At 37.0% G+C, this 15,214-nt stretch carries 15 protein-coding genes; 4 read left to right on the plus strand and 11 right to left on the minus strand.

The window, feature by feature from the left end:
• Together cfbE and cfbA are read right to left on the minus strand one after the other, a co-directional pair.
• A partial coding sequence (gene cfbE, locus BP861_RS07325; protein ID WP_292373976.1) for a coenzyme F430 synthase occupies window positions 1–934 on the minus strand: 934 nt, incomplete at its 3' end.
• A 26-nt stretch (window positions 935–960) separates the two neighbouring features.
• The gene (cfbA, locus tag BP861_RS07330; protein WP_292373978.1) at window positions 961–1,353 is read right to left on the minus strand and encodes a sirohydrochlorin nickelochelatase; all 393 of its coding nucleotides are present in this window, start codon (window positions 1,351–1,353) and stop codon (window positions 961–963) included.
• Window positions 1,354–1,778: 425 nt separating this feature from the next.
• Here cfbA and BP861_RS07335 point away from each other — a divergent pair, with 425 nt between their 5' ends.
• Complete coding sequence (locus BP861_RS07335) at window positions 1,779–3,716, plus strand: heavy metal translocating P-type ATPase (protein WP_292373980.1); 1,938 nt, start codon at window positions 1,779–1,781, stop codon at window positions 3,714–3,716.
• Between the two features lie 241 nt (window positions 3,717–3,957).
• On the opposite strand, the gene BP861_RS07340 is transcribed toward BP861_RS07335, so the two are convergent.
• The 6 genes from BP861_RS07340 to BP861_RS07365 form a co-directional block, all read right to left on the minus strand.
• The gene (locus tag BP861_RS07340) at window positions 3,958–4,359 is read right to left on the minus strand and encodes a DUF2267 domain-containing protein (protein ID WP_292373982.1); all 402 of its coding nucleotides are present in this window, start codon (window positions 4,357–4,359) and stop codon (window positions 3,958–3,960) included.
• 215 nt (window positions 4,360–4,574) lie between these two features.
• Window positions 4,575–5,165, minus strand: coding sequence for a hypothetical protein (locus BP861_RS07345; protein WP_292373984.1), 591 nt, complete (start codon window positions 5,163–5,165; stop codon window positions 4,575–4,577).
• A 244-nt stretch (window positions 5,166–5,409) separates the two neighbouring features.
• On the minus strand, window positions 5,410–5,889 hold the full coding sequence (locus BP861_RS07350; protein ID WP_292373986.1) for a YgaP family membrane protein: 480 nt from the start codon (window positions 5,887–5,889) through the stop codon (window positions 5,410–5,412).
• A 251-nt stretch (window positions 5,890–6,140) separates the two neighbouring features.
• Window positions 6,141–7,010, minus strand: coding sequence for a transglutaminase-like domain-containing protein (locus BP861_RS07355; protein WP_292373988.1), 870 nt, complete (start codon window positions 7,008–7,010; stop codon window positions 6,141–6,143).
• Window positions 7,011–7,640: 630 nt separating this feature from the next.
• A complete protein-coding gene (locus tag BP861_RS07360) occupies window positions 7,641–7,745 on the minus strand; it encodes a ChaB family protein (protein ID WP_292373990.1) in 105 nt (34 codons plus the stop codon).
• A gap of 335 nt (window positions 7,746–8,080) precedes the next feature.
• Entirely contained in the window at window positions 8,081–8,341 is a 261-nt protein-coding gene (locus BP861_RS07365) for a hypothetical protein (protein ID WP_292373992.1), read from the minus strand.
• 614 nt (window positions 8,342–8,955) lie between these two features.
• On the opposite strand from BP861_RS07365, the gene BP861_RS07370 reads away from it, so the two are divergent.
• Window positions 8,956–10,185 carry a cation:proton antiporter gene (locus BP861_RS07370; RefSeq protein ID WP_292373994.1) on the plus strand — a complete coding sequence of 410 codons (1,230 nt, stop codon included), beginning with the start codon at window positions 8,956–8,958 and terminating at the stop codon, window positions 10,183–10,185.
• Window positions 10,186–10,515: 330 nt separating this feature from the next.
• Window positions 10,516–10,692 (plus strand): hypothetical protein, encoded by a 177-nt coding sequence (locus BP861_RS07375; RefSeq protein ID WP_292373995.1) that lies wholly within the window; start codon window positions 10,516–10,518, stop codon window positions 10,690–10,692.
• A 1,207-nt stretch (window positions 10,693–11,899) separates the two neighbouring features.
• Here the strand turns inward: BP861_RS07375 and BP861_RS07380 are convergent.
• The 3 genes from BP861_RS07380 to BP861_RS07390 form a co-directional block, all read right to left on the minus strand.
• Window positions 11,900–12,202: a hypothetical protein gene (locus BP861_RS07380; protein WP_292373996.1), complete on the minus strand. Its 303-nt coding sequence runs from the start codon at window positions 12,200–12,202 to the stop codon at window positions 11,900–11,902.
• A gap of 1,002 nt (window positions 12,203–13,204) precedes the next feature.
• Entirely contained in the window at window positions 13,205–13,561 is a 357-nt protein-coding gene (locus BP861_RS07385) for a hypothetical protein (protein ID WP_292373997.1), read from the minus strand.
• A gap of 444 nt (window positions 13,562–14,005) precedes the next feature.
• Window positions 14,006–14,302 (minus strand): hypothetical protein, encoded by a 297-nt coding sequence (locus BP861_RS07390; RefSeq protein WP_292373998.1) that lies wholly within the window; start codon window positions 14,300–14,302, stop codon window positions 14,006–14,008.
• A 221-nt stretch (window positions 14,303–14,523) separates the two neighbouring features.
• On the opposite strand from BP861_RS07390, the gene BP861_RS07395 reads away from it, so the two are divergent.
• Window positions 14,524–14,922, plus strand: a complete 399-nt coding sequence (locus BP861_RS07395) for a cupin domain-containing protein (RefSeq protein ID WP_292373999.1) — start codon at window positions 14,524–14,526, stop codon at window positions 14,920–14,922.
• Window positions 14,923–15,214 lie beyond the last annotated feature (292 nt).

Genomic DNA, 15,214 nt, shown 5'->3' on the forward strand with positions numbered 1-15,214 from the left:
CTGATAGATTGGCTGACTCTGATAACCCTGATGGGCTTGAGAGCATTTCCAACTCTGAAGAGACTGCTAGTGCTTCAGGCTTGAGTCCGGTTTCCAGCACAAAGTCGGCTACCTGGTCTGGGGTTATGGGAAGTTCAGCAATGAACGGATCTTTGAAGGTAAGAACTTTAGTCTCAGTAGTTTTTGCAGCTTTGAGGGCTTTTTCGGCTCCTGCATTAATGAGAAGGGTACTTCCAGGTTCTGCGTGCCTGATAAGTTGGAGTTTTGCTTCGCTTGCAAGGGCCTTATTGTTTGCAATCCCATAGTCCGGCGAAAGGGTTGTAAGAATCCCTAAATCAGCAGTGCCTGTGCCCCCTATTGAGATCTCAAAGACAAAAAAATTTGGTCTGAACCCGGCCTTGAAAGCTTTCTCAACTGCAACCAGAATGCTTCCGGGAGTTATGCTCAGGCCTCTGTAAATAAGGGAAGAGGTACCCGCTTTCCAGTACTCGAGCCCCCGTGAAGTGTGCAGCACTACTTCAAACTGCCTGGAGAGCATATCCGCAAGGAGGGATGCAGTACTCGTTTTTGCTTTTACGCCTGTAACCTCAACCTTCTTTATGTCGGATAGTCTTGAGTCGCCTTTGAGGATTTCTCCGACAATTTCGTGGTGCGAGAGGATTTTTTTTCCCTGCGTCCTAGCTTCTACAAGCATCGGATAGGTAGAATCAAGGTGCACAGGTGCTACCAGAATATCGAATCCAGAGACAGGAAGAGAAGTTTTTGAACAGTGTATCCTGTATTTCTCTTCAAGTTCAAGAAGTGTTCCAGGCTCCACTGTCCTATAGACATCTATTCCGGTTACTTCGCTTCCAGCAGCTGCAAGACATTTCGCAATAGGAATGCCGCCGTGAGTCAAATCGAGTACGGCAAGCTTCTTTCTGTATAGGTCCATGATAAAACCGGACCCTATGTATAAATTTAAAGGGCTTCCTGAGCCCTTTTGAACACAAGGTCAGCGATAAGTTCATCGGCCCCAAGAGGCTTTGCATAGCACAGAGAGACTGTTTTTCCATCAATCTCCAGGGTGCCACAGCCCTTTTCATCAAGGCTCAGGATCTCGGGGATATCTTTTGTGATATGAACTCCAGAAGCCAGGAAAACAGGTACTGCTGCAATTTTTGTCACTCCAGTACCAGAAAAGCCTTCAATTGCTTCTTCAAGGGTTGGCTCACTATTTTCCATAAAGCCGGCTCTTACAACAATGTCAGAGTGCTTCTGTGCGATATAATCTGCGATCTGGGTAACTACTTCCTTATTGTAAGGCAGCTTACTTCCATGGCCTATGGCCAGAATTCCGAGTTTTTCTGTCATTTTTAAAACCTCAATCTTGTCTGTTCAGGCTTAACACAATCGTTCGGATTTGTAATAATGAAGAGTTTAACATAGTTAGGATTTATATGATATAATCCTTTTGAGAAAGTAACAACGGGAGAAAGTTTTGGTAGATCTGGGCATAACCCATAGTTATATCAAATTTATAATGTAACTGTCTACATTTATCTGGTTGACTTCAGGTTTTTTGTTTTCAATTTTGATACGCGCCATTTGCCCTGGAGCTAAAGTTGTTATTTCAGTCGAATTCCCAGAGGCGCTTTGGATATATTCTCGCCAGCGCAACTTTAGTTTCTTACAATTAAATCAAATTTTATTATTTCGTATTAAATCGTAATAGTTTTATGTTATTAATATTTATAGATTTTAACATCTAAAATTTTGTTTTTATTTGGGTAGATAACATGACGGACAACACTTATAGTCATACTAGAGACTTTTGGAGCAGCATCCGTAATCTGGCAGTTCGTTATCAGGATTTTTTACTTGATCCCGGAACATTGTTTACTGTGGCAAGCGGGGTCTTGCTTATAATAGCGATAGCTGCTTATCCACAAAACATGCTGTCAGAAGGAAATAGCACGGATGAAGGTAACTGGTTATATCTATCATCTGCACTGGTTGGATCATCGTTTATATGGTGGTCTGCCTACCAGGGGATTAAAGAAAGGGACTTTACTGCTGATATCCCGGTTACTATCGCAACAATTGCTGCTATTGCTATCGGGCAGTATTCAGCTGCTGCAGTCGTAGCCGTACTTTTGCTTCTTGGGGGTATGCTGGAGGAGCTTGTTTCTGCGAGGGCAGGAAAGGCGCTTGAATCTCTGGCGAAACTATTGCCTGATAGAGTCACAGTCAGGCGTGACGGACATGATATTATAGTGTCTCTTGAGGAAGTTAAAGTAGGGGATATTATCTTGGTCAAGTCAGGAGAACGTATTGCTGTTGATGGAACTGTTCTTTCAGGCACTGCTTCAGTAAATCAGGCTGCTATTACCGGCGAAAGTCTGCCAATCGATAAACAGGAAAAAGATACTGTTTTTGCAGGCACTCTTAATGAAGTAGGTGCAATGGAAATATTGGCCACTAAAGTTGGAAGCGAAACGACTCTTGGACAAATCCATCGTTTGATTGAGGAAGCACAGACTCAGAAACCAAACGTAGAAAGACTCCTGAACAAACATGCTAAATTTTACACCCCTACTGCAATTATCTTAGGCGGCTTGCTCTGGTGGTGGAGTGGGGATCTGACACGAGCAATAACTATGCTTATCGTATTTTGTCCATGTGTGATGGTACTTGCTACGCCTACAGCACTGGTGGCTTCGGTTGGTAACGCAGCGTTAAGAGGTAATCTTATTAAAAAAGGAGCTACGATAGAATCTATGGCCAAGATAGATACCGTTATTTTTGATAAGACGGGTACACTTACCCACGGTGAACCAAAACTTGCCAGTATCATAGCATTGAATAACAATAAAGATGAAGACTTATTGTTACTGGCTGCCATCGCAGAGAAATTCAGTGAGCATCCGCTTGGAAAAGCTGTTGTCAAAGCTGCGGAAGAGAAGGGATTATTAGTCCCGGATCCAGAATCATTTGAATCCATATCAGGAACAGGCATAAGGGTTAAAACCAACGGAAAAAGCATTTTTGTAGGCCGTCTAAAACAAGCATCTGAATTTAATGTATCAATCTCTAATGAAGTTGAAGAAAGCATTACAAAACAATCTCAAACGGGTCATAATGTAGTCATGATAGGAATTGATTATGAAATCGCCGGGTTGCTAACGTTTGAGGATAAAATTAGGCCGGAGTCAAAAAAGTCTGTAATGAATCTTCATAGACTCGGAATAAAGACAATAATGATCACAGGTGACAGCAAAGTAGTTGCGAAACAGACAGCTAAAACTCTTGATATAAATGAGGTATATGCTGAAGTAATGCCCCAGGAAAAAGTCGAAATCGTAAAACGTCTACAGCTTGAAGGCCATAAAATTATCTTCGTAGGCGATGGTGTTAATGATGGTCCGGCCCTTGTCACGGCTGATGTAGGAATAGCCATGGGACTTACAGGAACAGATGTGGCAATAGAAACAGCAGAAGTTGGACTATTATCCGATGACCTTTTAAAAATTCCATATCTTATAAGCGTATCCAAGAAGGCAATAAGTACGATCTGGCAAAACGTTGTATTCTCGCTTAGCGTGCTCTCAATGGCAGTTATATTGACTATACCGGGCATACTTACACCCGTAACAGGAGCATTACTACACGAACTCTCATCAATTCCAGTGATAATGAACTCAGCAAGACTAATTACATATAGTCCCAAAGACTGAGAATGAACTAAAATTCTATCAGGTCTATTTCTTCTTGGTTGGGCATTAGCAGGTGGTTGATATATACGGCTTTTCTCATCCATAAGGAAATTTAACTTTCTGAATAAACAATAGCAAGGGAACGTTTATAAGGATCTGAAGAAAGACATTTTTACAAGAAAGAGAAGGAAGAAGAGAAACCCTAAATAGATAAAAAGGTTAAGGGATTCCTGAGAAAATTTCAGTTTAAATACACGCGTTTTCATCCTTTCGGCGCAAGCTCTTCAGGGAACCACTCCTGAATCTCTTTTGGCATATTGAATTTTACATCCCGAAGTTCCCCTTCACTCATGTGCCTGTACATAACCCGCAGAACAGCCCGAATTACTTCAGCCGGGTTTACATTGTCATCGAACTCAAACTGAGCATGCACCCTTCTTGCAAACTCCTCTTTCTTAAACTTCTCTGGTTTATCTCTGAGAGTCCAGCCGTCATAATACATCCCTTTAACTAGAAGGGGCAACTGTGCCGCGAGATCAACCGCTTCTTCTGCCGGTAGCCTGTCTCTTATTGCATGCAGTGTACCCCTCAGTGCTTGATATGCACTTTCTTTACTCTGCCATCTTAATTGGCTCAGAATATCCCTGAGCCATATATTGGTCAAGTCGATACTATTGTCAAGATTCCTTACTCCCGTACTCGTTTCAAATCCCCCTTAGATTAAAAATAAATATCGTTTGGCATAATTAAATTACGATCTGTATTTATATAAATAATATCTAAGAACAAAATTAGAAAAGGAATATCCGGGGCACAGCCAGATCTCATAATTAAGAGGCTGAAAAAGACGCTCTGGTTTTAACAGACCAGCAAGGTATTTCAATGCTTTACCAGATCAAGAACTTCTATGTCGTCATCCAATTTTGAAATCACGTTGTGCTCAGCTCCTATGAATAATATCCCGGTTTGTTCATTATCCAGGGTCTTGTTTATCCTTGAAGCTATGTATGCATCTCTTTGTTCAAGTAAAAATTCTTTTTTTGCAATGTATTTCATTTTTGCCTCTTCTTTTTCTTTCGTGGAAGAATCCTTTAAAATCTCAAGCAATAGATTACGTTCTTCAATCAGAAGCTCGGGATTCTCAGTGGCAGTGATCTTGGCTCCCTTTGCTACCATTTTTTCGATAATCTGATAATTTTTACTTCCAAGATCTGCTGTATTGTGAACAATTTTCATCCCTATTTCCCCTCCACATGGTAAGCCGTCTTGATAAATTATAGTATGCTCAAGATCCAAATTGAGTTGAAAAATTTCCTTTTCAAGTTCCTCCCAGAATTTTTCGATAAGCCTCTTATTTTCTTCCCATTTTTCTCTGCCAATTTTAGAAATAGTCTCCTGTATTAGTTCTTCACCTAAAGATCCCATATCTGCAGAGGTGTGGACAATCCTTACATATACAAGCTTTCTCATGTTTCCACGCTACCTAATTTTTTCACTTTTTAGGTGAGAATTATATTCCAAATAGTGATATAATCCCTAACATGTGACATAATCCCAAATATGTGCCCTTAAATAGTTATAATTTATATCATCAGATAGTCACAAGAAGGCAGATTGATATCATAAATATCGAAATACTTAATTGCAAAAATATGTAAATTAAAAATTAACCTTTTTGAATATCAAAAATAAACTTTAAGTTATGTGATCTATCTTAAACACATTTACTTTCATTGAAAGCTTTCTTTGCGCGATCCGTATTTTTATCAGTTGACGATATCTCGTCAAAATCCCCACGCAAAGCTTTAAGTGCGTATTTTTCTAAATCTATTTCCTGCCTCGTTCGAATGCCAAATCTCCTGAGTATAGATACGGGAGGGCACCAGCCCTGTATGGCGTACTGAAGCATAAAGGTTGAAGCTATTGCAGGTAAAATGAACCATATTCTACTTTTTTTTAAGCCAAGTACCAACCCTACTAAAGAAATCATAGATGCACGGACTTCAATATAACGTCCGATATCCCACTCCATATCAAGTTCTTCAATTCTTTTGCTTATTTCATAATCAGTCTTACTCGCATAAAACCTGACCATTGCAGCTATCTCTGTATCGATTGCCTGGTTAATCTCAGGAGGCGTATTAGCCCGTACTCTGTCTCCTCTACTGAGCTCGCTGTAATCGATCATTTCCATTAAATCCCCCCATCTTAATAACCATTTTTCAGTATATAGACCTGAGTTACCTTTTATTAAAAGAAAGTAGATATAAGCCCATATAAATTTAATCATAAAAATGAACTTTCAATACTCGTTTTTGTAATAGAAATAAAAGAATTAAATGTACTTTTTTCCATTTCTTATTTTCTTAGTCACTGCAAAGAGAAAATCCATTTTTATGCACAGAGGATAAATCCTGAAGGATAATTTCAGGTTTACCTCCTGTCTCAGAATTCGATCAATCCAGTAGGATAGTAAATTACTTCCACTCCTTCAAAATATACGCCTCCAGGATGCCTGTATCCGTTTGATCCACTCCAGTCAAAGTTCAGCCAGTATTGAATCTCGCCGTCTTCAAGCTCTCGATTTGAATACCAGATATTTTCGGCATAGTAATATCTGCTCTGTACATACCCGAGAATTTCAGATAAAGTTTCCTGGTTATTTCCTATGTAAAGTTCGGGATAGGCGTGCCCGTAAGTCTCATTTGTTGCAGTTACGACTCTTGTATTGAACCCCATATTTTTTAAAAGGGCAGACATGACTATGGAGTAGTCGTCACAATCCCCTTTATAACCTTCATTTATAGTCTGAGAGGCCTTAAAGAAAAAATCCGAGTTTTTTTCATAACGGTATTCCCAGTGCTGGTTCACGTAATCGAAAACATTACAGGCGTCTTTAATATTGTATCCTGAAGTCTTTCCGGTTATATTGAAAACTTCAGATGCAATTTTCTCATCTTCTGACACGATGCCTCTCTGGAAGTTTAGGGATAATCGTCTGTATTCTTTGGGATAAACGACATTTGATTTTTCTTCGGTATAAGTCGGGATCTCTGGTACCTCAGGAGAAATGTAATCAGCCAGGCGTGCAGTGCTATCATTTTCCTCGGTCTTGTTTTGTTCTCCTAAGCCTGTCTCATCAGGCAAAGGGCTATCCATTCTGCCGGGTATTAACTCCTGTAAACTCTCTACCAGATCTTCGGAGTTCAGATCTGAAATGGGAATGTCATCAGTAGCGGTAGGATCTATACATCCGGAAGCAAATATAATAAGAAAAAGGAGACTTAATAACTTGAAAAATTTCGTCCTGATCACTTTGTCGACTTCCTAGATCAATATGAATAAATACATACACATAAACAAGGTCTTAATTTATATCTGCAGGTTTATGCTATAAAACATACAAGGTATAAATTTGTAAGCTATCTTATTGTTAAATAAATTTATAAGTGCGGTCTTGTGAGCTATAATTTGTAACAGTTGCTTATAAATCCATACTATAAGCTGAAAGCTCTGTAAATTTACATTTTTAAAATTATTTGATTATGATGGAGAGTTTGTACTTCAAGAATGAAACTTAAAACTTTTAAATTCTTCTTTTCTTTTTCAAAAAAAGCCCACACTTACAGTAATCCAATCCTTCACAATATTTCCCATCCTTTTGAAAATTAGGGCATGAAGTGCGATATTCGCATTTACTTCTCATTATAAAGGATAGTATGCTCATTTCTACACTTCCCACCATATATTATATACTTTGTTTAGATATATAAAATGTTTCATATCCCTGATCTTGCTTATATCTTCGTTTATATTGCCTTAATTTCAGCTTCTATCAATCAAGCAGCATCATAGGTTATCTTCAAGCTGACTATTTCGCTGATATAGGAAAAAGCATCCATTTAAATCTAAAAGATGAATAAGTAAAACATCGAAATCAAAAACTCAATCTCGTTTTGCCCAGTTTCCTTTGGAATTCTTCTCGTATACTTTCTTAACCTTGCTCCAAGCAATCTTATATGCAGTCTCTTCTCTTGTAAAGAACGGCACAAAGGGCTTCTCAGCTTTTTTGCCAAAAAAAACTGATCTTGTCGGGCTCGATAGTATAAACTCAGAGAACAGTAGGAAACAACTTTCTATCTCTCGCAGCTTTTTGATACTTATATAATTGACACTCGTATTACAAGTGCGCCGTACCAAATTAAAGGTTACATATAATGTAAAAATAATAAAATTAATAAATACTAACTTTATGTAAATATTATAATATTTTATCCATTTTAATACTATAAGCTAATGAAAACAACGAAAATAACACATTTCCTTCGGGCTATATTTTAACACCAATGAACTGCTTTTATTGATTTTTTCTTGTAAGAGTTTATTTAGTATATAGCTCCTGAAGACTTTTTATTGATGTTTTTCCCCCTGGTATTCTTGGAAGTGACCTCGGTTATTTTGAAATATGGCAGCCCTCTGATGGCCAGATGGGCCATAGCATCCTCAATATCGGATGCAGGCTCCCTAATCTTATCCGGGCCTGCTATGGCATTGAGCAGCTCCGCAAGTGCAGGGCTGTTCGAGCTCCAGGTGCCGTCGCTCCGGGTCTCGGCTTCAAAAATTTGCCATTCGATTTTAACTGACATAGTGTACCCCCTCTCAAATGTGCATTGTCCATTCAGACTTCACACTCAAAAAATAAAAACTCATTAATTATCAAATTTAATTATTATTATAAGCTTTTGCCTATAGTATTATACTAGTCTTATATTGACCTTCTCTCATATATAACTCAACTTTCAAACTATAAGTATATATTTTAAGAAGAAAGAGTCAGGCGAAAAGAGGATTCACTGCGAGAAACTTACATTTTTACAGATTCCAGAATTGGTTTTAGTGGTTTAGAACTGTAAATTTCTGGTTTCTGGGATTTATGGCCCTTATAAGCAGATTAAAAGACCTAGCATACACTTATTAAAGTCTGCAGTTTTTTTCCATGTTTGTGTATCAACGTATCCTATTTTGATATTTATTCTTATTCTTCATATAAGGCTGGAAAAATATAAATATCCCTTTTATGTTTGAATTGACACTAATTTTACCCCAAAATCAATAGTAGTAAGCGGGAACACTCCTTATCTGTAATCAACGAGTTAATATTATACTAATTGTCGTATAACTCCAGTATGTATTCATTATTTTAAAAAATAGCCGGGGTAAATGTAAAAAATTGAGGTGAATTTTTATAGCGCCGATAGATATGATGATCTTTTTCCTAGAGATCGCTGTAATGCTCTTTATGGCACTATTATGCGGACAAGGAATGCGTATGCTTCGCCTTCCTGCAGTCCTTGGAGAACTCTTTGGTGGTATCATCCTCGGGCCGACAGTCTGGGGATGGCTCAGTCCAAGCACTTATAACTGGTTATTCCCAGAATCAGGGGCCATTTTCTATGGCAGGGATGCCCTTATCCAGATCTGCATGTTGTTCTTTTTATTTGCAGCAGGCTTGGAGATGAACCTGAGCTTGGTTAAGAAACGGAGCGTTAACATAGCCTGGGCAAGTTTGATGGGCATAGCGATACCGTTTGTATTGGGTTTCGGGATGATTTTCCTGTTCCCGGATATATGGAGAGATCATTTCCAGGGTAAATTAATGTTTTTCGCAATGTTCATGGGTACAGCACTATCAATATCCGCCCTTCCGGTTATTGCTAGAACTCTTATGGATCTGGATTTGATGAAGACAGACATGGGAATGATCATTACCGGCGCCGCAACCATCGATGATCTTGTAGGATGGTCATTATTTGCCTTTATTTTGAGCAATTTCGCACCTGAGAGCATATTAGACATCCCTCCTTACATGACCTTCGTTCTGGTATTTTTGCTATTTGCTTTCATGCTCACGGTAGGTAGAACCTTGGCTCAGAAAGTTCAAAAACGGTTGGAGTTTTCTCTGACTTGGCCGGGTTCTTTCCTCGGAATTACAACAGTTTTTATTCTATTAGCTGCAGCTTGTGCTGAAGCAATTGGGATACACGCTGTCTTTGGCGCTTTCTTGGTAGGTCTGGCATTTTCCCAAGGTCTGGAAAAGCGTGATGACGCGCATGAAATGATTCACCAGTTTGTCATGTATTTTTTTGCCCCTCTTTACTTTGTTTCAATTGGGCTGCGAGCGGATTTTGTGGCATCTTTTGACCTAACTCTTGTGCTTGCAGTTCTTATAATCGCATGTATAGGAAAGATATTCGGTGTGACACTTGGTTTGATAATCAGTAAACTACCACTGAGGCAGTCTGCCGTCATAGGCGTTGCCATGAACGCAAGGGGTGCTATGGAGATGATACTTGCTACCGTTGCCAAGGATGCTGGACTTATCGACGACCAAGTGTTCGTGGCTTTGATTATTATGGCGCTGCTTACATCCTTATTAACAGGCCCGGCAGTCAGCCGATTAAGTGGTTTTGGTCATTATGAGGCTGATTAAATGTTATCAAGCTTTTTTAAAGCCAAGAAATTTTTTATTTTTATTCCTGTTTAGGAAGTATTTCTCTTCCTATTTCAGGAATCTTTTTAATATTTAGAAAAATTTTCACGGAAATGTCGAGATCCCAATTCCTGTTTTACCAGATCTTATCCATAATTTCTATTAATGGTTTGAACTGCCGCGAGTACGACTAGGAAAACAATAATGGCAATACAAATACAGTAAAGTGAATATCTAAAAAGTGATAACGAATTGGTTTATACATAATACCGATTTATACATAACCAATATCATTGAATTAAGGGGTTAATACATAGTTATTGGGCGGATATGATGCAAAGTAATGATCTTATTAAAGAGCAGATACTACAGCTAAAAATAGAAATTTCGCAGTTAGAAGCCGAGGTTAATAAATTGCAAATTATGATAAACGAAAAAAAATATGCTTTGAATAGATTATCTGAGCTCTTAGAAATAAGGGGTGTGGCTTTAAATGACAATAAATGAGCCTATATGTGAAAATAAATGAGTATTTACGCTACTATATGCATTTAATGTCATTATATGAAACTTGGTATCAATCGGAGAATATTATCAATAAATGAAAATCTATGAACGTAGGTATAGTCCAAAATATTGATGTAGTCCAAAATATTGATGTGCCAACTTAATCCCTTATATCAAACTAAAAAATAAAGATCACTATTATTAGAAAGGCCATGAGATTCTTCGAATGGTGAGCACAAATAAGTGAAAATATTTGAGAGTATTTTTATGCCAAATAAGTAGAAAATAATTCAGCTTTAATTCTATTATACGAAATCTTTTATAAACTTTGCAAACAATTTTTTAGATTCCTCGAATCCTTTGCTTATCCCATCTAGGTAATCTTCGGTATGATGTAGTTTTTCAAAAACGATTGTGCCTAAAAGAAGGCCAAATCTATCTTGTAGGCTCTTTATCTTTGAATTTCGATCTTCCTTTAGATTGAAATAAACAAATTTTTCCGCATTCTCTTCAAAAGTATCCTTAGCTATTTCAAGTCCTTAGTTTATTCCTTCTTTATAATCTGAATAAGGTTGTCTCTCTTTATTCCTCTAAATCAGCTTACTGAATACTTTGACTGCATCTTTAGCTTTTTGCTCCTTCAATTTACCCTCTCCCTATTTTTAAAAACAAAAAAACTATTCATGCCATAGAAGAAGTCTTGACCCCTGCTTAAATTAATCTTGTTTCCAGATAATTAATTGATACACTATTTATTATACTTTATTCAGTTCCAATTTCAGGAATTTTTGCTTTTAAATAGATTAACTTTTCTTTTTAAATTACAAACTTTTCATAGATTCTGCTTCTACCCCTCTTTCAAATCCAACTCGTTCATAGAATCTGAATGCGCTTTCTTCTTTTCTTCCGGTTAGTAATACAACTTTATAACGATTATTCCACTTTGCAGTCTCTAAAGCCTTCTATAATTTGGCATACTTGGGAAAATAGAATTGAAAAATTGAGAGATGAGAAAAATTATAAAGTAAAGGGAAAGCTTATGATATTTTCTATCAACATATGCAAATATGAAAATATTTGGAAACAGCCTATGTTAAATAAAAAATATAATGCAAGCTAAAAAGTGAAGTTTAAAAAATTAAAAAGCAGAGAGAAGTGAAATATAATCTAAGATAAAAATAGAAAGGGAAATTTATAAATATTAAGTTTACATCTTCCACTTCTTCATCTGCTCTTCACGCCATTTTTCCATTGCTTTCCAGATGGGCAGAGGATCAATGCCATGAACTTTGATATATTCTTCCCGCATATACTCATTCATATTTCCGTCTACGAAGCGTAATGTAGCCTGATCTGGCTGCAGTCTTGCTCCTGTTGGTATTGCTACAGGGTTTATGCAAACATCTGCACAGTACCGCCATTCTTCCCCACCGCCTGTTGATTCTATCCTGAATGGTTTTCCGCAGTTCGGACATACTCCGAATATTGTCTGTTCTTCTTTCTGGTCCATAACTTCCCCCTTTATGACTGAAAAAATTCCAATTCATCTAAATATTGCATAGGAAATTATATATTCCATTTTATATATCTATTTTTGTCTGAATTTCAATATTTTTTTAATTTCCCTTGCTCGCACATTTTGACATTATTCTACTTGCTTTTCAGAATAGTGCAAATCTTCATTTTGATTGGAGAATGTAGAAAGCGTAGATAATCAAGAAAAATGTAAAGAATATAAAAAGTATAAAATGAAGAAAAATTTAGAGGATTAAATAGGTAAAGCTGGTTTTATCCAGATCTAAAAATTAGATTAATTCTTTCCTTCTATTTTACTATATTTCAAACATCTCCAGGCAAAAAGCTTACAGCTGCAGAACAAAATTGTAAAACATATAGACAAAAACAACAATGTGCATATTGAGATTTGTATTTCGATCGGCGACGTTTTACTTGCTCCTTCTTACCTTCAATATAGTATTAAGAGCACGATATTGTACATCCTTATTTATTATTTTCGGTATGTATCTCTCTTTAAAGATTTCAAATCTATTTAAGTACCTTTACAGCCGGCAAGGTAGATTCGGAAGAAGTTCGTTTAATCCTGGTTTTACTGGCTCTTGCTCGTGAATATTCTTATTTTTCGGATTGTTTTTTCCTGGCAGGGTTGCAGTTTCCGCAGGTGATAATCTTCCAGAAGGCTTCAAACTTAGCTTTTTTCCTCGACTAGCGGGCTGGTTCTGGCGATACTTTACAAATTTGTAATATTCCTACACTCTGGGTTCCCAGGAGTGAGTTCAAAGGTTCCTTTTCAATCTACCTGGATTCTTCCATAAACTTAGCTTCTTATCTTACCTGGCCTGTTTCTTTCCTTCGATTTTCGAATACCCTTCTTCCAGATTTCTATTCCTTCCTTATTTTCTGTAGCGACGATTACACTCAATAACAGTAAAAATTCTAAGCTCAATCCAAAAAATAATAGAGCTTTTAAGCTAAATAACGGCTGTGAAAATTTTTATGTATTCTCTGGAAGAAATGATTCTTGTATGAATTCTTTAAATATTTTTTTAGATCTTTCAAATCCAGTATGTACTCCGTCCAAACGCTGCTCTGAACAGTTCGGTTTTTTTGACAGGGCGATGCCATCTAAGAGCTGGTTAAAGTTGCTCTCCAGGTCTCTTATTTTTTCAGCCGGATCCTCGTCCGGGACGGAAAGAGAAAGTTTTTCCAAATTATCCTCGAAAGTATATTTGGCTATATCCAGGCCTTTATTAACTCCCTCTTTAAAGTCTGAATAAGCCTGACCATCTTTATTCATTTCAATATAAATATTAAATTTCCTAATTAGATTCTTCATTTCTTGTGTATCCAAAATCCTCGCTTCCTTTTTTAAATCATTTTGATTTTTAAACTACGTTTTTAGGTTGAAAATACAAGGTTTACAGGAGTTTCAAATTTGTAGAAACACTAAACTATGAGTTTAAATTATGAGTTTTGAATATTAGTTATCATAAAAAAATTAAATCAGGTACTTTTTGCACTTTGCATAAAAAAAATGTACGGCATTAAAATAAATTCTTATATATAAAAATAGTATTTACAGGTATATTAAACTTTTGAGATATAATTGGAGACTATCGTATTTCAGATCTAACTAAAATATAGGAAATAATTTTAATGAGTATCTAGAAAGTCCCATCATTATCTACATAAATTATAAGCATCAGAAACCCACTTGCAACAAACCCGGTCAATCCATAAATATAGTTTTTAGAAAGTTCCACAAAATTAATTATGGGATACGCAAAAAAAGCATTCAACACAAGAAAAATCCTATTAATGCGATCCTTGCCTGAGATTGAGTTTTAAATTTTAATTTGAACGGTCCACTGGGATCCATCCCACCGTTTTTAATAGTGTCATTTGTCTTCTTGATGCACCAGCAAAGGGAGAGTTCCATAAGAGCAAAAATAAAAATTGTAGGATATAGAGATTGCTGCCATCCCTGGTCTATATACAGATTGAACACTGAGTAGCAAGCTATTATAAAAATCCATGCGTAATATTTTCTTAATTTCTTTTCGAGGGAGGGAATATCACGTGTCTCTTTCATGCCGCCTTTTACTCCCATTTAACTTAACATTATACACTTTTATAGACTCCTGAAGCTGATTATTTACATCTATACTCGCTTTAATGATTATATTCAAAAATATAAATAAGTAACTTGGGTTAAAGCTGAGCAACTAATTTCCTCAATATTGATCATGGTATGTATTTAGAAAAGTTTGCTCACAAATAATTTTATATACAAATAACTAGAAATTTAAATATATGAAAGGATTTTCTATAAATATTGAAGAAGCCACTCTGGAGAATGGCAATTTCCGCAAGGTACTCTATACCTCAAAGTATAGCCAGCTGGTACTTATGAGCCTCAAGCCCGGGGAAGAAATCGGGATGGAAGTGCATGAGGAAAACGACCAGTTTTTCCGTTTTGAACAGGGGAAGGGGAAATGCATAATTGACGGCAACGAGTACGAACTGAGTGACGGAGTTGCGGTAGTTGTGCCAGCCGGTGCTCAGCACAATGTCATAAACACTTCAGAGACGGAAGAGCTGAAGCTCTATACGATCTATTCGCCGGCACATCACAAGGATGGAATTGTGCGTGCCACGAAAGAAGAAGCCGAAGCCAATGAAGCCGAGTTCGATGGAATAACTACAGAATAAGGTCTAAGGAGCGGAAATAACGATTAATTCCTGCTACGGTCATTGAAGATACAACAGAATATGTAGCATTAAGTGCTTTTTATTATGAAGCACTTTTATTTTTTCTTTTTTGTAACTATCTTTTGTCTCTATACTTAGTAGATTTTGCTTGCGAATTTAGCCCGGATGCGTTTGCGTCCAACCCATCGATGTTTCAATCCTTGTTTTAATGAATCTTGCTCGCGAATCGTTATCGAGCGAAGCCAAAAGATACACGCTCTTGGCTTCAATCCTTGTTTTAATGGATCTTGCT

The organism is Methanosarcina sp. UBA411 (assembly GCF_002495725.1).
GTDB lineage: Archaea > Halobacteriota > Methanosarcinia > Methanosarcinales > Methanosarcinaceae > Methanosarcina.

Bases quoted from the DNA above. Each gene is read 5' to 3' on its own strand.
- cfbA (WP_292373978.1), bottom strand. From the start codon at position 1,353: ATGACAGAAAAACTCGGAATTCTGGCCATAGGCCATGGAAGTAAGCTG.
- BP861_RS07335 (WP_292373980.1), top strand. From the start codon at position 1,779: ATGACGGACAACACTTATAGTCATACTAGAGACTTTTGGAGCAGCATC.
- BP861_RS07345 (WP_292373984.1), bottom strand. From the start codon at position 5,165: ATGAGAAAGCTTGTATATGTAAGGATTGTCCACACCTCTGCAGATATG.
- BP861_RS07350 (WP_292373986.1), bottom strand. From the start codon at position 5,889: ATGGAAATGATCGATTACAGCGAGCTCAGTAGAGGAGACAGAGTACGG.
- BP861_RS07365 (WP_292373992.1), bottom strand. From the start codon at position 8,341: ATGTCAGTTAAAATCGAATGGCAAATTTTTGAAGCCGAGACCCGGAGC.
- BP861_RS07370 (WP_292373994.1), top strand. From the start codon at position 8,956: ATGATGATCTTTTTCCTAGAGATCGCTGTAATGCTCTTTATGGCACTA.
- BP861_RS07375 (WP_292373995.1), top strand. From the start codon at position 10,516: ATGATGCAAAGTAATGATCTTATTAAAGAGCAGATACTACAGCTAAAA.
- BP861_RS07380 (WP_292373996.1), bottom strand. From the start codon at position 12,202: ATGGACCAGAAAGAAGAACAGACAATATTCGGAGTATGTCCGAACTGC.
- BP861_RS07390 (WP_292373998.1), bottom strand. From the start codon at position 14,302: ATGAAAGAGACACGTGATATTCCCTCCCTCGAAAAGAAATTAAGAAAA.
- BP861_RS07395 (WP_292373999.1), top strand. From the start codon at position 14,524: ATGAAAGGATTTTCTATAAATATTGAAGAAGCCACTCTGGAGAATGGC.